Below are 18,873 nucleotides of genomic sequence, written 5' to 3'. Positions count from 1 at the left end.
CGATGGCAGGGGACGTTATGCGCCTGATTGCCGCCATCGTCGTGCTGACCTTGATCGCGATCGGCGCGGGCGCCCTTGCCGGCCTGCATCTGATCGCGACCGCCGAGCGCGTTGCCGATGCGAAGAAGAGCGCCACGCCGCCGCCGATCGCCTCGAGCTACGCCGGCAGCGCGCGGCTCAGGAAACTGTCTCCGATCGTGACCAATCTTGCCGCGCCGACCAACAACTGGGCGCGCATCGAAGCCTCCATGGTGACCGACAGCATGAGCGACGAGGATGCCGGCATTCTGGCCGCACATATCAGCGAGGACATCGTGACCTATCTGCGGTCGGCGACGGTTGCGCAGTTCGAGGGATCGCGCGGACTCCAGCATCTGCGTGACGACCTGACCGAGCGCGCCAACATCCGCTCGTCGGGCAAGGTCCGAGAATTGATCATCGAGACGCTGGTGATCCAGTGAGAGTGAAAGTCCTGCTGATCGCTTTGGTTCTGGTCGTGCTGCCCGAAGCGGCGCTGGCCCAGATTCCGGACCTGAATTCCCTGTTGCCGCCGGGAAACGGCTCGACCAGCGGCCGGATCATCCAGCTGATGGCGTTGATCACGGTGCTGTCGGTGGCGCCGGGGCTGCTCATCATGGTGACGAGCTTCACGCGATTTGCGGTGGCGTTGTCGTTCCTGCGCGCCGGTCTCGGCCTCCAGACCACGCCTGCCAACCTCGTACTGATCAGTCTCGCATTGTTCATGACCTTCTACGTCATGGCGCCGACCTTCGACAGGGCCTGGGAGACCGGCGTCCAGCCGCTGATGAAGAACGAGATCTCGGAAGAGCAAGCCTATCTCAAGATCACCGACCCGTTCCGCGAGTTCATGCTGGCCCATGTCCGCGACAAGGATCTCCAGACCTTCGAAGCGCTCGCCGCGGAGAGCTTCCGCAAGAAGTTCGACGACAAGCGCGTCGATTTGCGCGTCATCATCCCGGCCTTCATGATCTCCGAGCTCAGGCGCTCGTTCGAGATCGGATTCCTCATCATCCTGCCGTTCCTGGTGATCGACATGATCGTGGCGACGCTGACCATGTCGATGGGCATGATGATGATGCCGCCCACGATCCTCGCGCTGCCGTTCAAGATGCTGTTCTTCGTGCTGATCGACGGCTGGAACCTGCTGGCCTCCGGACTGGTGCGCTCGTTCTCGTAAGAGCCGATATCGCTGACCGGCTGGATATGGTTAAGCGATAGGCGCGGGATATGGTTAGCGGCGGGTAATGTTAACCATATGATTTTACAGCGAAATTCTATCTGACCTTAATCTGGAGGCAAGATTCGGCGTGCTAGCAATGCGGCACGGCGGGTTGGACCCCACCCACATCAGTCCAAAGGCATGATGCCGTCCCTCCGTACCGGTGAAAGCCCGGTATGTCCCCTCGTGAAAATGTATCGCGTACAAAAAAGGGACATTCGCAATGTCAAGCCTGCTTACGAACTCGACTGCCATGACCGCACTCCAGACCCTGCGGTCTGTGAGTTCGCAACTCTCCACCACCCAGAACCGGATCTCCACCGGCCAGCGCGTCGCCACCGCTTCGGACAACGCCGCCTACTGGTCGATCGCGACGTCGATGCGCGCCGACAACGCCGCGCTCTCCGCCGTCTCGGACTCGCTCGGCCTGTCGGCCGCGACCGTGGATACGCAGTATACCGCTCTGAGCACGGTCATCGGGGACAAGGACTCCGGTCTGACCAAGCTCCAGTCGCTGCTGGTCCAGGCCAAGACCGCCGGTATCGACCGCACCAAGATCCAGGCGGACATCACCCAGATCCAGCAGCAGATGAAGAGCACGGCCGATGCCGCGACCTTCAACGGCGTCAACTGGCTGAGCACGACGACCGGAACCACACCGACGAGCTTCAGCCTCGTGTCGTCGTACTCTCGCGTCGGCGGCACGCCCACGACCGGTTCCATCACCGTGACGACCGCCGACTACACGCTCTATTCCAGCACGCAGACCGGCATTCTGGACACCGTGAGCGGCAGTGCGTCGGTCAACACCATCAACATCTCCGCGCTGACGGACTCGGCGGCTGACCAGACCACGCTCGACGGCTACATCGCGCAGGTCACGACCGCCATCAACTCGGTGGCCGCATCCGCTGCCAATCTCGGTGCGGTCAAGAACCGTATCTCGACCAACACGCAGTTCGTGAAATCGCTGATGGACTCGGTTGATCGTGGTGTCGGCCAGCTCGTCGACGCGGACATGAATGCGGAATCCACCCGCCTGGCCGCCCTTCAGGTCCAGCAGCAGCTCGGCGTTCAGGCGCTTTCGATCGCCAACAACAGCAGCCAGAGCATCCTGTCGCTGTTCCGCTAAGATCCAAGTCATCGGAGGAGGGCCGCGCTTCTCGCGAAGCGCGGCCCTTTCGTTTGGCGTGACGCCATGCGCACGCCGTCATTTCGGCTCCCTGTTGCAGCTGGAGCACAGAGCCACAAGCCTCGCACAAGCTTCGCTCGCTAACCTCGCCGTTACGACAGATTGGGCCTTGAACCCGCGTTTTGCGGGAAGCCCAAAGGCATGACGCCGCCCTGTCGTACCGGTGCAAGCCCGGTATGTCCCCTAAGCTCGATTCAATCTTCAAAGGGACATCAAAATGGGTTCTAGTCTCCTCACCAACTCCTCCGCCATGACCGCGCTCCAGACCCTGCGGTCTGTCAGCGCGCAACTCGCCACCACGCAGAACCGGATCTCCACCGGCCAGCGCGTGGCCACCGCTTCGGACAACGCCGCCTACTGGTCGATCGCGACGTCGATGCGCTCCGACAACGCCGCGCTGTCCGCCGTTTCCGACTCGCTCGGTCTGTCGGCCGCGACCGTCGACACCGAATACACCGCTCTGACCTCGGTGATCGGCGACAAGGAATCCGGCCTGACCAAGCTGCAGGCGCTGCTGGTCGAAGCCAAGACCGCGGGTATCGACCGCACCAAGATCCAGGCCGACATCACCCAGATCCAGCAGGATATGAAGCTCAAGGCCAATTCGGCCACCTTCAACGGCATCAACTGGCTGAGCACGACGACCGGTACCACCCCGACGAGCTTCAATCTCGTATCGTCGTATTCGCGTGTCGGCGGCACGCCCACCATCGGCTCCATCACCGTGACGACCGCCAACTACACGCTCTACTCCACCACGCAGACCGGCATTCTGGACACGGTGAGCGGCAGCGCGTCCGTCGACACGATCAACATCTCCGCGCTGACCGACTCGGCGGCTGACCAGACCACGCTCGATGGTTACATCGCGCAGGTCACCGCTGCGATCAACTCGGTGAGCTCGGCCGCTGCCGATCTCGGTGCGGTCAAGAACCGCATCTCGACCAACTCGGAGTTCGTGAAGACCCTGATGGACTCCGTGGACCGCGGTGTCGGCCAGCTCGTGGACGCCGACATGAACGCGGAATCGACCCGCCTCCAGGCTCTGCAGACCCAGCAGCAGCTCGGCGTCCAGGCGCTCTCGATCGCCAACCAGAACAGCCAGAGCATCCTGTCGCTGTTCCGCGGCTAAGCGGCGCTTTCGAAACGACCGTGCTCCCTCAGGGGGCACGGTCCCCGCCATGATCGGCGGATGCGACGGCGAACGACACGCCGGCATCGACCTTCCGACGCCAGACTTCATGCAATACGCCGCAGCCGATGGCGCTGCCATGCGCCCGAGCGTCGGCTTGTGGCCGCCGAACGGATTGCGTCGTCCTGGCTTCTTGCAAAATTGCAACGCCTCGCCAGCGAACTGACACATTCGCGGCCTCGCGCAACCTTCAGACAAGGTTGGCAGCTGAGTGTCCTGTACGTTCGCATTGGTACGAGGTCATATGCTCAGTCGTGCGCAGGTACAGCAACTGCTCAACAATCTGCTGGAGCTTGGGCCGCGACGCCTGATGGCCTTGGGACTGATCGGCTTTGCCGTTCTCGTCACCGTCGTCGGCGGTACCTATTATCTCAGCCGCCCCGAGTTCGAAACGCTCTATACCGGCCTCACACGCGAAGATGTGACGCGCATGGGCGCTGCGCTGCGCGAGCAGAACATCGCCTTCGACGTCAACACCGCCGGCGATGCGGTCTCGGTGCGCCCGAGCCAGACCATGCAGGCGCGGATGCTGCTTGCCGAGAAGGGGCTGCCGACCAGCGCCAACTCCGGCTACGAGCTGTTCGACAAGATCGGCTCGCTCGGCCTGACGTCGTTTATGCAGGAGGTCACCAAGCTCCGCGCACTGGAGGGCGAGATTGCGCGCACGGTACAACTGATGAAGGGCGTGAAGGCGGCGCGGGTGCATATCGTGCTGCCGGTCCGCGGCTCGTTCCGCGCGACGCAGCAGCCGCCATCGGCCTCGGTCGTGCTGCGCACCGACGGCGCGATCGAGGCGCGCACGGCGCAGTCGATCCGTCATCTCGTCGCCGCCGCCATCCCCGGCATGAGCCGCGACAAGGTGACGGTGCTGGACGCCGACGGATCGATGCTGCTCGCCGAAGAGGACGAGGCTAGCGCCGCGCCGACCAAGATGGCGAGCCTTCAGAAGACGGTCGGCGGCATGGTGCAGGAGAACATTCGCAAGGCGCTGACGCCGTATCTCGGCCTCGACAATTTCGAGGTGAGCGTTGCACCGCAGCTCTCCACCGACAAGCGGCAGATCAACGAGACGGTCTATGATCCCGAGAGCCGCGCCGAACGTTCGGTCCGGAACGTGCGCGAGAAGGAATCGTCGCAGAACGCCGACCGCTCGACGCCGACCACGGTGCAGCAGAATCTTCCCGACCAGCAGGTGAATGCCGGCGGCGGCAAGAACTCCAGCGAGGACAAGAGCCGCCGCGAGGACGTCACCAATTTCGAGGTCTCGTCCAAGACCACGACGACGGTAAGCGACGGCTATTCGGTCAAGAAGCTCTTCATCGCCATCCTGGTCAACCGCGCGCGGCTGGTCGCCGATCTCGGCGACAAGAGCAACCAGGCCATCGTCGACAGCAAGCTTGCAGAGATCAGTCAGCTCGCGGCGACGGCGGGCGGACTGGACAAGGCGCGCGGCGACCAGATCCAGGTGACGGCCGTCGACTTCATCGAGGGCTCGCGTGAGCTGGCGCCGGTGCCCCCGATCAGCTTCGTCGAGATGATCAACAAGCAGCTCGGCAGCGTCATCAATGCAGTGACGATCCTGGCGGTTGCTGCGATGCTGGTCTGGTTCGGGCTTCGGCCCGCGGTCAACGGCATTCTGACCCATCGCGCGGAGCAGGAGCAGGCCGAGGCGGCTGAGGCCGCCCAAATCGAGGCTGCGGCGGCCCTTGCGTTGCCCGACAGCGAGGAGGCCGAGCTCAACCTCGTCGAAGACCTCGAAGGCAAGATGCAGCGAACGCCGCAGAAGCGGCTGGAGCAGATCGTCCGGCTCGATCAGATGCAGGCGGCTGCGATCCTTAAAGACTGGATGCGACGTGAGGAGGCGGCATGAACGCGGCAATCGGAAAACTCCTGACGCAGTTCGACGCGAATGGCCGGGTCAAGTCGTCGCCGCCTCCGTCGCCGAAAATCCAGGACGTGCTGACGAGGTCGAAGGAAGCCCGGCGCGAGCCTCAACCTCAACCGCAGCCCCAGACCCAGCCGCAGCTACAGGCGCCGCCTCCGGCGCCCGCGACGGAAGCTCCGCCCGCCAACCTCCTGGACGATGCCTATCGGCGAGGACATGCCGCCGGCGTCGCGGAGGGCGAAGCCAAGTTGGCGGAGGAGCGCGTCCGCGGCGCGATCCGGCTCGGAGAGGAGCGGGCCAAATGGTCCGACCAGCAGGCGGTCGCGATCGTCGGCGGCTTCGAGGCGGCCTGCCGGGAGATCGAGAGCAACATCGCAAGCTCCGTTGCGCGGATATTGCTGCCGTTCCTCACCGAGGCGGTGCGCAACAAGGCAATCGAGTCACTGGTCGAGCAGATTGCGGTGCTGACCGGCGGTTCACCGGTGCCGGTCTTCAAGGTCACGGGCCCGAGCGAGTTGCTCGACCTCGTGAAGACGCAGCTCGAGGCTTCCAGGCGAACCGGCATCGCGTACGAGGCCGCCGATACCTTCGAGGTCCGTGTCGTGGCCGACCAGACCGTGATCGAGACGCAGATCTCCGCCTGGAGTGAACGCCTCAAGGAAGCGCGCCGGTAGTCCGCCATGGAAGAGGTCAAGCATGAGATCGTGATCGTCCGCCGGCGCAGCGCCTTCGCCGAGGAGGCGCATCACGGCGGCGTCTGGAAGATCGCCTATGCGGACTTCATGACCGCGATGATGGCGTTCTTCCTGGTCATGTGGCTGCTCAATGCGCTCAACCAGGACCAGAAGCAGGTGGTCGCGAGCTATTTCAATCCGATCAAGCTCGCGGAGAACGCACCTGCTCCAAAGGGTCTCAAGGATCTCTCCAAGAAGGAGCCGTCCTCGTTCGAAGGCCAGGACGGCAAGCGTCAGCCGGCCGGGCCGAACGAAGAACGTCGCGGTGACTCTCCGACGGCCGAGAAGCCGGCCTCCTACGAGGAGAAGGTCCTGTTCCGCGATCCCTATGCGACGCTCGCGGAGATCGCCAACAGCGCGAACCAGTCCACGGGTCAGCGGCGTGCCGGCGCTCTGACGTCCGTCGAAGAGGACGGCCTCAAGGGCGGCGACGCCTACCGCGATCCCTTCGATCCCGGCTATTGGAGGCTGGCGCCGCAGGCGTCCAAGGACGCCGATCGTTTCATCGAGAGCGAGCCCAAGCCCAAGCCGAATGCGTCCGCGCGTGACGGTGCAGCCGGACCAAACCCGGGCGAGCCGCAGGCACGCCGTGCCAAGGCGGAAGAGGCCGGCGGAAGCGTGGCTCCGAACGCGGACAGTCCGTCCGCAAGCCTGTCGCCCCTGTTGCCGCCGGGCCCCGCACCCACGCAATCCTCGCGCGAGGGCAGCGCCCAGTCTGGCGTTCAAGCCAATGCCGCCCCCCCGGCGCGTCTCAACGACACGGCAAAGGAGTCCGAACCGCGCGATGCGGCGCAAACGCAGCAGCCGACCCTCAAGCAGCTTCAGTCCGCGATCGCGGACGCGCTGTCGGATATTAAAGCGGGCGCGGGGCCAGCGGCCGAGGTGCGTCAGGTCGAGGAAGGACTCCTGGTCAGCCTGACCGACGATGCGAGCTTCGGCATGTTCGCGGTCGGCTCGGCCGAGCCGCGGCCCGAGCTGATCCGCGTGATCGACAAGATCGGGCCGCTGCTGACCAAGCGCCAGGGCATGATCATCGTGCGCGGCCATACCGATAATCGGCCGTATCGTTCGGAAACCTACGACAATTGGCGGCTGTCGACTGCCCGTGCGCAGATGGCCTACTACATGCTGGTTCGCTCCGGTGTCGATGCGCGGCGGATCGAGCATATCGAAGGTTACGCCGACCGGCGGCCGAAGCTTCCGAACGATCCGGCGGCCGCACAGAACCGCCGGATCGAGATCCTGATCCGGGAGAAACGCCCTTGATCAGGCTGCTGCGCCGCGCCGCCTTGCTGCTGCTGCCGTTCACGGCGGCGAGCGCGCTTGCCCAGCCTGCGCCCCAGTCCGGCGAGCCCTATGAGCTCGTCCGTGCGCTACAGGCGGTGCAGGACGGCATCGCCAACGGCGACACCGCCGCGCACGGCAGCCACATCGCGCTGATCCGGCAGATCGGCGAGAAGTTTCTCGCGGCCGATCCCGCCGTGTGGAGCAATCCGCAGAACAGCCAGGCCGTGGTCATCTACCTGCTCAGCGGCGGTGCACCGCAGGTCGTTCGCAAGCTGCCGCGCGACAGGATGAACGTCGACGAGCGGCTGTTCAACGGTGCGCTCGCCTATGTCGAGGGTCGTCAGGACGACGCGCGGGAGCTGCTCAAGGACGTCAAGCCGCGGACGATTCCCTCGGGCCTGGGCGGACAGGTCGCGCTGGTCCAGGGCGCGCTGTTCGCGCGTGCAGAGGCATCGCTCGCGATCGAGCGTCTGGACGACGCGCGCCTGCTGTTGCCCGGCACGCTCGTCGAGGAGGCGGCGCTGCGGCGCGAGATCCTGCTGGTGGGTCAGGCGGAGGACTTCGAGAAGTTCGAGTTTCTGACGCTGGCCTATATCCGCCACTACCGCAACTCGATCTATGCCGGCGATTTCTGGCAGCGCTTCTCCGCGGGGCTGACGCAATCGAGCCTGGCGCTCGACGAGCACCGTTTTGCACGGATCACAGCCCTGCTGGAGCAGATCGATCGCACGAGCCGCCTCAAGCTGTATTTCGTGATCGCGCGCGCCGCGATGGTGCGCGGACGGCTGGCCGTGACCCGGCTGGCCGGCGAGCGGGCGCTGGCGCTCAGCGCCGACGCCTCGGCGGATCGCGAGCGGGCCCATTTCTTCCGCGGCGCCTCGCGGGTGCTCACCGACGAGTATGACGGCGGTCTGGCCGAGCTGAAGGCGCTCGACCGGTCGAAGCTCCCCGAGCGCGACCTCCCCCTTCTGAATGCCACGGTGCAGCTCGCGCTCGACGTCCGCAAGCCGTTCGCGGGCGGATCCGTTGCGGCCGCCGACAAGCCTCCGGCAACGCCGGCGCGGCTCGATCTGTCCTCATCGACCGTGACGCTCGCGCGCGCGCAGAAGCAGCTCGCCGAGCTCGAACTCCTTACCAGGGACCGCCGTCCATGACCAAGCTCAGTGGAACCTCCGGACAGCTCTTCTCGGGTCTCGCCGAGAGCCTCAACGTGCGCGGGACGTCACGTTCCGCGAAGAGCGCTGGGTCCAGATCGCAGGCAAATTCGTCGTTCAACGATTTGCTCCACACCGTCTCGAATCTCGCAAAACAGGCACTGAGCGATGGTGCCAGCGACACGACAGCGAAGACGGGAACGCTGCGCACGCGTCTGGCTCATTCCAACGAGCAGGAGAGGCCGAAGGACGCGACGGTGCGCGAACGCATCGCGGCGTCCGAGGGAGCGGAGGCCACAGAGGAGTCCTCCGACAACAAGGCCGACAGGTCGTCGGAAAAACTACGTTCGGTGGATCAAGCCGCCGGAGCAGACGTCCAGGGGCAATCGGGCGTTGCCGTGGTGGTCGGGCAGGAGATCGTTGCCGCGCCTGCCGTGAAGCTGCAGATGCCACTACAGTCCGCCGATAAGGAGGTGTCTGCGCGCGACGAGCGGTCCTCCACGACGAAGCGCGAGGCTTCCGGCACAGGCGCGGCGAAGGCGGCGACGGTCGATACCGCCCCATCCAGTGTCGCTCCCACCGCCGCGCGCTCGCAGGCTGCGGCTTCGCAAGCGATGGGCGCGGCGCAGTCGGCACCGATGCAAGGCACGGAGGCTTCGAGCGCAATGCCCGGGTCAGCGGGCTTCGAGGCGGTCACGGCCAATGTCGAGCGTGCCGCCAAGGCCTCGGCGCGCGCCGCGCTGCCCGAGACGACCAAGGTCACCGTGGTCCAGCAGGAGACCCATCTGCCGCCAGCGCAGTTCAACGCCCCGCAACAGGTCGCCAATGCAGTCGTCGCCGAGCTGAAGGAGTCCTCGGCACCGGCGGCGTCGGCGCCGGACCTTGCAGCTTCCCAGACCAATGCGCCGGATCAGCCGCTCAAGATCCTGACAGTCAATCTTGAGCCGCCGGCGCTCGGCAACGTCACCGTGCGCCTGCGTCTCGTCGGCACCGAAGTGTCCGTCCAGCTTGCGGCCGAGCGCAAGGACACGAGCCAAATGCTCGACCAGCAGCGCGACCAGATCCGCGATCTCATGCAGTCGGCGGGCTACGTCGCCGACGTCGCGCCGGTCCAGCACGGCTCGCTGGACGGATTCCAGAGCGGCTCCGGCCAATCGCAGCCGCAGCTCTCGGGCCAGCACCAGCCCTCGTCGCAGTCGCAAGGCACGTTCGGTGGTGCCGGCACGTCGTCGGGGCAGTCCGACGGCGGCGCGAAGCAGGCCCGGCAGGCGCACCAGTTCAACCAGGAGACGCGTCATGATCAGGACGTGGCGCCGCATCATCGTCGCGGCCCTGTTTATCTCTAGTGCGAGCGCTGCGCAGGCGGCCGCCGAAATTGCGCGTCCCTGCGAGCGCGAGATGGCGCGCGCGGCGCGGCAGCACGGTATTCCGCTCGGCATTCTCTACGCGGTTGGCCTCACCGAGACCGGTCGGCGCGGCGCGCTCCATCCTTACGCCCTCGGTGCCGACGGCCAGACCGTGTTCGCCAAGGACATGGATGACGCAATCGCGAATTTCGAGACGATGCGCAGCAAGGGGATCAAGCTCATCGACCTCGGTTGCATGCAGATCAACCACTATTACCACGGCGACAAATTCGCTTCGGTACGGGCGATGTTCGATCCCGCCAGGAACGTCGACTACGCCGCGCGCTTCCTGAAGGAGCTGAAGCAGCGCGAAGGCAGCTGGACCATGGCTGTCGCGCGCTACAATGCCGGTCCCAACAACCAGCCGGCGCAGAAGCGCTACGTCTGTCACATCGTCGCTCATCTCGTCTCGAGCGGGTTCGGCGCGTGGACCGACAAGGCGCGCTCGTTCTGTCAGCCGAAAACGACATGACAACATGAAGTTGTGCATCGCTTCCAATCATCAGCCCCGCGCAAGCAAGACCCCCCATTGTAGCTGCAATCTACCAAAGGAGCCCAATTCATGAGCCTGTATGGTGTTATGCGCACCGGCGTTTCCGGTATGTCTGCGCAGTCCAACAAGCTGTCGACGGTCTCGGACAACATCGCCAACGTCAACACGACCGGCTACAAGCGGGCTTCCACGGAGTTCTCCTCGCTGATCCTGAAGAGCGGCTCCGGCAATTACGATTCCGGCGCCGTCGAGACCACGGTCCGCTACGCCATCACCGATCCCGGGCATACGCAGTTCACCACGTCGAGCACGGACCTCGCCGTTCAGGGCAATGGCTTCTTCGTGGTGTCGAACGCAAACAATACGCAGCAGTATCTGACGCGCGCCGGCTCCTTCGTGCCTGACAGTCAGGGCAATCTGGTCAACGCGGCCGGCTACTATCTTCTGGGACAGCCCGGTCTCGTGACCAACTTCTCGCAGAACAGCCTGGCCGGCATGCAGATCGTCAACGTTGCCCAGGTTCCGCAGGTGCCTGTGCCGTCGACGGCGGCAACACTCACGACCGGCAATCTGGATCCGAAAGCGGCTGTTATCGCCGGTCCGCCGGGCCCGGCGTCGTATTCATCGAAGAGTTCGATCGTCGCCTACAACAATATCGGCCAGGCCGTTACGCTCGACGTCTATATGTCCCACACGGCGACGGCTGCCGGCTCGGATACCTGGCAGATTGAGGTCTATGACTCCGCGACGGGCACCTCGCTCGGCGCCGCCACCACTTTCACCTTCGACACCACGGCGGCCGGCAAGGGCGCGCTGGCCGCGGCGAGCCCGACCGGTCTCACAGTGACCGTCCCCGGCGGTGCGCCGCTGACCATGGACCTGTCGAACATGACGCAGGTCGGAACCGACTTCAGCTTCAAGGCGACCGTCAATGGCAGCGTTCCCTCGGCCATCGACAAGGTCGACGTCGACGATGCGGGCCACGTGACGGCGATCCTCAAGAACGGGCAGCAGTTGACGCTCTACACGATCATGCTCGCCGACGTCGCGAGCCCCGACAATCTGACGCCCGAGCCGGGCAACGTCTATTCGACCAACCTGAATTCCGGCAACGCGCAGGCCGGAAATGCCGGTACCGGCGGGCTCGGCACGATCCAGTCCGGCGCCCTGGAAGCCTCCAACGTCGACCTCGCGGACGAACTCACCGGGATGATCGAGGCCCAACGCGGCTTCACCGCGAACTCGAAATCGTTCCAGACCGGTGCCGACCTGCTCGACGTCGTCGTCAACTTGAAGCGCTGAACTCTTCAGCGCCCATTCCGGGCAAGAGCAAGCCATGTCCCTTACCGCCGCTCTCGACTCCGCTCGCGCTTCACTCATGGCGTCGGGCATTCAGTCCTCGACGATCTCGCGCAACATCGCCGGTGCGAGCGCTGCCGGCTATTCGCGCAAGATCGCCGTGCTGGACAACCTGCCAAATGCCGGCGTCTATGTCGCGGCGATCCAGCGCGCCGCGAGCGGCGGCCTGTTCACCAACGTCCTGACCGCGACCTCGGCGTCCGCCAAGCAAAGCGTGATCTATGACGGTCTCCAGAAGATCGCGGCATCGACCGTGGATGATCCCGAGCTCGATCAATCGCCGACGGCGCAGCTCAATGCGCTGAAGCAGGCTCTGCAGAAATATGCCAACGCCCCGGACAACACCACGCTGGCGCAGGCGGCGGTCGCGTCCGCCAAGGACATGGCCACCGCGCTGAACCAGGCGACCCGGACCGTGCAGTCGGTCCGCGAGGGCGCCGATGCCGACATGAGGACGTCGGTCCAGAACATCAACCAGTTGCTCTCCCAGTTCGAGACCGTGAACACCGCGATCGTGAAGGGCACGATCTCCGGCGACGACATCACCGACTACCTCGACCAGCGCGACAACATCGTCTCGCAGCTGTCGCAGGAGGTCGGCGTCACGATGTCGATCCGTCCCAACGGCGACGCTGCGCTCTACGCCGACAGCGGCGTCGTGCTGTTCGACAAGTCGGCGCGGACCGTCAGCTTTGCGCCGACGAATGCCTACACCGCCGGCACCACGGGCAATGCCGTCTACATCGACGGCGTTCCCGTGACCGGGGCCAATTCGGTGATGCCCCTGAAGTCGGGCAAGCTCGCGGGCCTCGCCCAGCTGCGTGACCAGGACGCCGTCACCTATCAGAGCCAGCTCGACGAAATCGCGCGCGGCCTGATCAACACTTTCAGGGAAAGCGATCAGACCGCCGCCGCGCTGCCCGACGTCCCCGGTCTGTTCACCTATCCCGGCGCGCCAGCCATGCCCGCGAGTGCCACCGTCTCGGTGGGCCTCGCCGGCACGATCTCGGTCGCCGCATCGGTCGATCCGGCCCAGGGCGGCAACCCGAATCTGCTGCGCGACGGTGCGATCAGCGGCAACCCCGCCTACCAATACAACACCGCCGGCAACGGCGGCTACTCGACCCGGCTGCAGCAGCTCATCGACGGCATGGATGCGTCGCAGCCGTTCGATCCAACAACGCAAGGCAAGCCGAGCGGCAACCTGATCGACTTCGCATCGTCGTCGACGAGCTGGATCGAGAACCAGCGCAAGACCGCCAACGACAACTCCGAGTACCAGAACACGCTGCTCAACCGCAGCATCACGGCGTTGTCGAACGTCAACGGCGTCAACATGGACGACGAGATGGCGTTGATGCTCCAGGTCGAGCGAACCTATTCGGCTTCGTCAAAGATCATTTCGACCGTCGATGAAATGCTGCAGAGCCTGCTGGCTGCCGTGGGGAACTAAGCCATGATGAGCGCGAACTACGTCTCGACCTTGATGCTGTCCTCGTCCTTGAGGTCCTCGATCACGAACAACCAGGCTGCGCTGAGCAAGGCATCGACGGAGGCGACCACCGGCCGCTTCTACGACGTCGGCCTCGAGCTTGGCGCCACGACGGGAAGCGACCTCACGCTGCGGGCTGACTTCAGCTTCGCCGATCAGCTCGTCGATACCAACGGGCTCGTCGCGGGACGCCTGGACGTGACGCAGAACCGCATCACCCAGCTCAGCAAGACGGCGACGGACTTCCTCAAGGACCTGATCGCGGCCCGCAGCACCGACGGCGGCGGGCGGGTCATCCTGCCGCCTGCGGCCTCCAATCTCCAGGATCTGATCGGGGCCTTGAACGTCTCCTACAACGGCTCGTATCTGTTCTCGGGCATCAACACGCAGAACGCGCCGATCACGGCCTATACCGCCGGCTCGGCCAGCAAGAATCAGGTCGACGCCGATTTTCTCGCGACCTTCGGCTTCTCGCAATCTTCGCCCGCCGTGGGCACCATCACCCCGGCCCAGATGCAGACCTTCCTCGACACCACGTTCGATGCCGAGTTCGCGAGCCCTGCCTGGAATACCAACTGGTCATCGGCCACCGACCAGACCATGCAAAGCCGCATCTCGACGACCGAGATCGCCGATACGTCCGTCAGCGCCAACGAGGCCGGCTTCCGCAAGCTCGCCGAGGCCTACACCATGATGGCCGATCTCGGGAATGTAAACCTGAGCCAGGAGACGTTCCAGGTCGTCGTGGACAAGGCGATCGGCCTCGTCGGTGAAGCCATCACGGACCTCGCTGCGCTCGGCGGCAGCGTCGGCACGGTCCAGCAGCGGATCACCACCGCAACCGAAAAGCTCAAGACGCAGCAGGACATTCTGAACAATCAGATCGTCGGTATGGAGAAGGTCGACCCGACCGAAGCCTCGGTCCGGGTCAACACCCTGCAGACCCAGATCCAGACCGCCCTGGCGCTCACCTCGCAGCTCCAGAAGATCAGCCTCATCAATTATCTCTGAGCCAAGGCTGCCCCTGGAAGCCTCGTAACCTTTGTCTAGTTGTTCGGTCTCCTGCGAAGAGTGGTCCTGATGACGTTTGAAGCCTATGAAGCCGTCGTTGACGAAAGTGGCTATGAGGCGCGAAGCCGCGAGCGGCAGGCGCTCACTCTCGGAATCGACCGGCTCGAGCGGATTCAGAAGGGTCGCTTCAGCGCCGAGGATCTGGTCGAGAGCCTGCTCTATGTGCGGCGGTTGTGGACGATCTTCATTGAAGATCTCGCGCACCCGGAAAACGGGCTGCCGGACAAGCTGCGCGCCGACATCATCTCGATTGGCCTGTGGGTCGTCAAGGAAGCCGACCGTCTTCGCGAGCAGAGGTCGAACGACGTGGTGCAGCTCATCGAAATCAATCGCCTGATCCGAGACGCGCTTTAATGAAGATCTCCTTGCGGGCGGGCGAACGGATCTACATCAACGGCGCGGTGCTCCGCGTGGACCGCAAGGTCTCCGTCGAACTCGTCAACGACGTGATGTTCCTGCTCGAAGGGCAGGTCATGCAGGCGTCCGACGCCACCACGGCGCTGCGGCAGCTCTATTTCATCGTCCAGCTCATGCTGATGAACCCGACCGACGTCCGCGACGCCGCGGCGCTCTACGCGCAGCATCACGCCGCCCTGCGTGCTGTGTGCGAGAACCGCGAGATGCTGGACGGACTTGGCGCCGTCGACGAACTGGTCGGGGCGACCCGCTACTTCGAGGCGCTCAAGCGGATTCGGGCCCTGTTCCCGGTGGAGCAGGCCATCCTGGCCGGCGCCGCCACCATTCCTCCAGTCGAGGCTGCCTGACAGCGGAGAGACACATGAACGTCACCAGCGCGACCGATAGCACCAGCAGGTCAAGTTCGACCGACACCAGTTCGGCGACGTCGAGCAACAGCGTGGATTACAATACATTTCTTCAGCTCCTCATCGCCGAGATGAAGAATCAGGATCCGACCAATCCGATGGATACCTCGCAATATATGAGCCAATTTGCCCAGCTCTCGACGGTCGAGCAGGCGATGCAGACGAATTCGAAGCTGGACGCGCTGCTGTCCTCGCAGTCCTTGTCGCAGGCCAACGGGCTGATCGGGAAGACGGTCAGCTTCACCGACTCGACCGGTGCCAGTTTCAGCGGCAAGGTCGTGTCGGTCTCCATCAACAGCGACGGCTCCATCGCCACCCTCGCGGACGGCACGAAGGTCGCCGTCGGGCCCGGGCTCACGATCAGCCAGTCATGAACGAGCGGGATGCTCTCGATATCGTCCAGGCCGCGATCTGGACCATCATCGTCGCCTCCGGTCCCGCGGTCGGCGCCGCGATGCTGGTCGGCACCGTCATCGCGTTGATCCAGGCCCTGACCCAGATCCAGGAGGTGACGCTGACCTTCGTTCCGAAGATCATCGTCATTCTCCTGGTCGTTGCCGTCTCGGGCTCCTTCATCGGTGCGCATCTCTCGACCTTCACCGAAATGGTCTATTCGCGGATCGAGCACGGCTTCTGATCCGGACAGCCCCGGCACCACCCTCGCGTAAGCTTTGCGCGGCAGATTGCGGGCGGACCCTTCTGCCGGTGACCCATGGCCGATACGTTAGCTGCCAGCCTGCCCAGCCCACGCCGCCTCGGAGCGGACGCCTTCTTCGCGGCCGGCATCGTGACCATGCTCACGATCCTGTTCCTGCCGATTCCTCCGATCCTGATCGATCTCGGCCTCGCATTCTCGATCGCGCTGTCGGCGCTGATTCTGATGGTCGCGCTATGGATTCAGCGGCCGCTTGACTTCTCGGCCTTCCCGACCGTGCTGCTGATCGCGACGATCCTGCGCCTGGCGCTGAACATCGCGACGACGCGTCTGATCCTGTCGCGGGGCGGGGAGGGCGAGCAGGCCGCGGGCCATGTCGTTGCCGGCTTCTCGAAGTTCGTCATGGGCGGCGACTTCGTCATCGGCCTGATCATCTTCGCGATCCTTGTCACGGTGAATTTCGTCGTGATCACCAAGGGTGCGACGCGTATCGCCGAGGTCGGCGCCCGTTTCACCCTGGACGCCATTCCCGGCAAGCAGATGGCGATCGACGCGGATCTCTCCGCCGGCCTGATCGACGACAAGGAAGCCCAGCGCCGCCGGCGTGAGCTCGAAGAGGAGAGCGCGTTCTTCGGCGCCATGGACGGCGCCTCGAAGTTCGTCCGCGGCGACGCCATCGCCGGCCTCATCATTACTGCGATCAACATCTTCGGCGGAATCGTCATCGGCGTCACCCATCACGGATTGACTCTCTCCCGCGCCGCCGACGTCTACACCAAGCTCTCCGTCGGCGACGGTCTGGTGTCGCAGATGCCGGCGTTGATCGTGTCGCTGTCCGCGGGCCTCCTGGTCTCCAAGGGCGGCACCAGGGGCTCGGCGGAGCAGGCGGTGCTGCGGCAGCTCGGCGGCTATCCGCGCGCGGTGTCGGCTGCCGCGCTGATGATGTTCGTGCTGGCCCTGATGCCGGGGCTGCCGATGGCGCCGTTCGTGCTGCTTGGGGGTGTCATGGCCTTCGTCGGCTATTCGCTGCCGAGGCGGCAGGCGGCGCGGGAGCGCAAGGAGGCGGCATCCAAGGCCGACGAGCGCGCCCAGGCCGAGGCGAAGGAATCGGTGAAGGAGCAGCTCAAGACCGCCGAGATCGAGCTGGCGCTCGGCGGCCACCTTTCGGTCCATCTCCTGGGCTCGCGCACCGAGCTCGCCCACCGCGTGGCCAAGATCCGCAAGAAGTTTGCCAAGCAGTACGGCTTCGTCATTCCCGAGATCAAGCTCACCGACAATCTGTCGATCGATCCCAAGAGCTACCAGATCCGGATCCACGACACGCGCGTTGCTCATGGCGAGCTCAGGCTCGGCGAGGTGCTGGTGCTAGTCGACAAGGACGGTAAGCCCGACGTGCCGGGCGACGAGGTGATCGAGCCTGCCTTCGGCATGAAGGCGCTGTGGGTGACGGAAGCCTTCACCGAAGAGGTCAAGCGGCAGGGCTGCAAGCCGGTCGACAATCTGTCGGTGCTGCTCACCCATTTGAGCGAAGTGATCAGGGCGAACCTCGCCCAGCTCCTGTCCTACAAGGACATGCGCGGGCTGCTCGACCGGCTCGATCCCGAATACAAGCGCCTTGTCGAGGACCTCTGCCCTTCGCAGATCTCCTATTCGGGCCTGCTGGCAATCCTCAAGATCCTGCTGGCCGAGCGCGTGTCGATCCGCAACCTCCATCTGATCCTCGAGGCGATCGCGGAGATCGCGCCCCATGTGCGGCGCTCCGAGCAGGTCGCAGAGCATGTGCGGACGCGGCTTGCCCAGCAGATCTGCGGCGACCTCTCCGACAATGGCGTGCTCAACGTGGTCCGTCTCGGCAACCGCTGGGACCTGGCGTTCCACCAGAGCCTGAAGCGCGATGCCAAGGGCGACGTCGTCGAGTTCGACGCCGATCCGCGCCTGATCGAGCAGTTCGCGACCGAAGCCAGCGCCGCGATCCGCAAGTTCACCGAGAACGGCACCAGCGTGGTGCTGGCGGTGACCCCCGAAGCCCGTCCCTATGTCCGGATGATCCTGGAGCGGGTGTTCCCGACCCTGCCGATCCTGTCGCATGTCGAAGTCGCGCGCAGTGCCGAGATCAGGGCGCTCGGAGCCGTATCGTGATCAGCGGCCTCGCCGACAGCGTACTGGTGACGTTCATCGTGTTCTGCCGCATCGGCGCCTGCCTGATGCTGGTGCCCGGCTATTCCAGCGTCAACGTTCCGCCCCAGGTGCGCCTGTTCGTCGCGCTGGTCACGACGTTTGCGCTGACGCCGATCCTGATCGCGGTCCTGAAGCCGCTCACGGACAACGCGGCACCGCTGACGCTGGCGCTCCTGATCTGCTCGGAGCTCGTGGTCGGCAGCGTCATCGGGCTCGGCGGGCGCGTGTTCTTTCTCGCGCTCCAGACCATGGCAACCATGATGGCGAGTGCGATCGGGCTGAGCAACATCCCGGGCACCCCGGTCGGTGACACCGATCCGGCGCCGGCCCTGGTGCCTCTGATCATGGCGGCCGTCACCACGCTGTTCTTCATGACCGACCAGCATTGGCAGGTGCTGCGCGGGCTGATGAACTCCTACGACGTCTGGCAGCCCGGCAGCAAGCTTGGTGGCAGCATGGCGCTCGACCTGCTCGTCGGCCGCCTCTCGGAAGCGTTCGTGCTGACGCTGCGGATCACCAGTCCCTTCATCGTCTATTCGGTGATCGTCAACCTGGCGGTCGGCCTGATCAACAAGCTGACGCCGGCGATCCCGGTCTATTTCATCTCCGTGCCCTTCGTGCTGTTCGGCGGCTTCTTGCTGCTCTACCTCACCAGCGACGAACTGCTGACGCAATTCATGCTCGGCGTCTCGTCGTGGCTGGCGGAGTGAC

19 protein-coding genes are annotated in these 18,873 nt (G+C 64.7%); all 19 read left to right on the top strand.

Annotation, left to right across the window (positions count from 1 at the left end; translation table 11 throughout):
• Positions 1 to 17: 17 nt before the first annotated feature.
• The 19 genes from ABIA42_RS24790 (at position 18) to fliR (ending at position 18,872) form a co-directional block, all read left to right on the top strand.
• On the top strand, positions 18 to 461 hold the full coding sequence (locus ABIA42_RS24790; protein ID WP_370123938.1) for a flagellar basal body-associated FliL family protein: 444 nt from the start codon (positions 18 to 20) through the stop codon (positions 459 to 461).
• Positions 458 to 1,198, top strand: a complete 741-nt coding sequence (gene fliP, locus ABIA42_RS24785; RefSeq protein ID WP_271531086.1) for a flagellar type III secretion system pore protein FliP — start codon at positions 458 to 460, stop codon at positions 1,196 to 1,198. The genes ABIA42_RS24790 and fliP overlap by 4 nt, the downstream gene beginning before the upstream one ends.
• 265 nt (positions 1,199 to 1,463) lie before the next feature.
• Positions 1,464 to 2,372, top strand: a complete 909-nt coding sequence (locus ABIA42_RS24780; protein ID WP_271531085.1) for a flagellin — start codon at positions 1,464 to 1,466, stop codon at positions 2,370 to 2,372.
• A gap of 277 nt (positions 2,373 to 2,649) precedes the next feature.
• Entirely contained in the window at positions 2,650 to 3,564 is a 915-nt protein-coding gene (locus tag ABIA42_RS24775; RefSeq protein WP_035670210.1) for a flagellin, read from the top strand.
• A gap of 304 nt (positions 3,565 to 3,868) precedes the next feature.
• Positions 3,869 to 5,494 (top strand): flagellar basal-body MS-ring/collar protein FliF, encoded by a 1,626-nt coding sequence (fliF, locus tag ABIA42_RS24770; RefSeq protein ID WP_370120202.1) that lies wholly within the window; start codon positions 3,869 to 3,871, stop codon positions 5,492 to 5,494.
• Positions 5,491 to 6,183 (top strand): hypothetical protein, encoded by a 693-nt coding sequence (locus tag ABIA42_RS24765; RefSeq protein WP_370120205.1) that lies wholly within the window; start codon positions 5,491 to 5,493, stop codon positions 6,181 to 6,183. Before fliF ends, ABIA42_RS24765 begins: the two co-directional genes overlap by 4 nt.
• Positions 6,184 to 6,189: 6 nt before the next feature.
• Positions 6,190 to 7,509, top strand: a complete 1,320-nt coding sequence (locus ABIA42_RS24760) for a MotB family protein (protein WP_370120207.1) — start codon at positions 6,190 to 6,192, stop codon at positions 7,507 to 7,509.
• Entirely contained in the window at positions 7,506 to 8,684 is a 1,179-nt protein-coding gene (locus tag ABIA42_RS24755; RefSeq protein WP_370120210.1) for a chemotaxis protein, read from the top strand. Before ABIA42_RS24760 ends, ABIA42_RS24755 begins: the two co-directional genes overlap by 4 nt.
• Complete coding sequence (locus tag ABIA42_RS24750; RefSeq protein WP_370120213.1) at positions 8,681 to 10,030, top strand: flagellar hook-length control protein FliK; 1,350 nt, start codon at positions 8,681 to 8,683, stop codon at positions 10,028 to 10,030. Before ABIA42_RS24755 ends, ABIA42_RS24750 begins: the two co-directional genes overlap by 4 nt.
• The gene (locus ABIA42_RS24745) at positions 9,981 to 10,562 is read left to right on the top strand and encodes a transglycosylase SLT domain-containing protein (protein WP_370120215.1); all 582 of its coding nucleotides are present in this window, start codon (positions 9,981 to 9,983) and stop codon (positions 10,560 to 10,562) included. Before ABIA42_RS24750 ends, ABIA42_RS24745 begins: the two co-directional genes overlap by 50 nt.
• A 90-nt stretch (positions 10,563 to 10,652) precedes the next feature.
• Positions 10,653 to 11,885, top strand: a complete 1,233-nt coding sequence (locus ABIA42_RS24740) for a flagellar hook protein FlgE (protein WP_271531078.1) — start codon at positions 10,653 to 10,655, stop codon at positions 11,883 to 11,885.
• 34 nt (positions 11,886 to 11,919) lie between these two features.
• On the top strand, positions 11,920 to 13,395 hold the full coding sequence (gene flgK, locus ABIA42_RS24735; RefSeq protein WP_370120218.1) for a flagellar hook-associated protein FlgK: 1,476 nt from the start codon (positions 11,920 to 11,922) through the stop codon (positions 13,393 to 13,395).
• A 3-nt stretch (positions 13,396 to 13,398) separates the two neighbouring features.
• Entirely contained in the window at positions 13,399 to 14,445 is a 1,047-nt protein-coding gene (locus ABIA42_RS24730; RefSeq protein ID WP_271531076.1) for a flagellar hook-associated family protein, read from the top strand.
• Between the two features lie 69 nt (positions 14,446 to 14,514).
• On the top strand, positions 14,515 to 14,859 hold the full coding sequence (flaF, locus tag ABIA42_RS24725) for a flagellar biosynthesis regulator FlaF (RefSeq protein ID WP_199752193.1): 345 nt from the start codon (positions 14,515 to 14,517) through the stop codon (positions 14,857 to 14,859).
• Positions 14,859 to 15,269 (top strand): flagellar biosynthesis repressor FlbT, encoded by a 411-nt coding sequence (flbT, locus tag ABIA42_RS24720; protein WP_370120223.1) that lies wholly within the window; start codon positions 14,859 to 14,861, stop codon positions 15,267 to 15,269. The genes flaF and flbT overlap by 1 nt, the downstream gene beginning before the upstream one ends.
• A gap of 14 nt (positions 15,270 to 15,283) precedes the next feature.
• Positions 15,284 to 15,703 carry a flagellar hook assembly protein FlgD gene (flgD, locus tag ABIA42_RS24715; protein ID WP_271531074.1) on the top strand — a complete coding sequence of 140 codons (420 nt, stop codon included), beginning with the start codon at positions 15,284 to 15,286 and terminating at the stop codon, positions 15,701 to 15,703.
• Complete coding sequence (gene fliQ, locus ABIA42_RS24710) at positions 15,700 to 15,966, top strand: flagellar biosynthesis protein FliQ (protein WP_027572776.1); 267 nt, start codon at positions 15,700 to 15,702, stop codon at positions 15,964 to 15,966. Before flgD ends, fliQ begins: the two co-directional genes overlap by 4 nt.
• 75 nt (positions 15,967 to 16,041) lie before the next feature.
• Entirely contained in the window at positions 16,042 to 18,123 is a 2,082-nt protein-coding gene (gene flhA / locus ABIA42_RS24705; RefSeq protein WP_271531073.1) for a flagellar biosynthesis protein FlhA, read from the top strand.
• A complete protein-coding gene (fliR, locus tag ABIA42_RS24700) occupies positions 18,120 to 18,872 on the top strand; it encodes a flagellar biosynthesis protein FliR (RefSeq protein WP_035670248.1) in 753 nt (250 codons plus the stop codon). Before flhA ends, fliR begins: the two co-directional genes overlap by 4 nt.
• The last annotated feature ends 1 nt before the right edge of the window (position 18,873 follow it).

Origin of the sequence: Bradyrhizobium sp. USDA 327 (assembly GCF_041262065.1) — a bacterium.
In the GTDB taxonomy this organism is placed as follows: Bacteria; Pseudomonadota; Alphaproteobacteria; order Rhizobiales; family Xanthobacteraceae; genus Bradyrhizobium; species Bradyrhizobium liaoningense.
The sequence above is the reverse complement of the archived record's forward strand: the minus strand, read 5'-3'. Positions and strand labels throughout refer to the sequence as shown.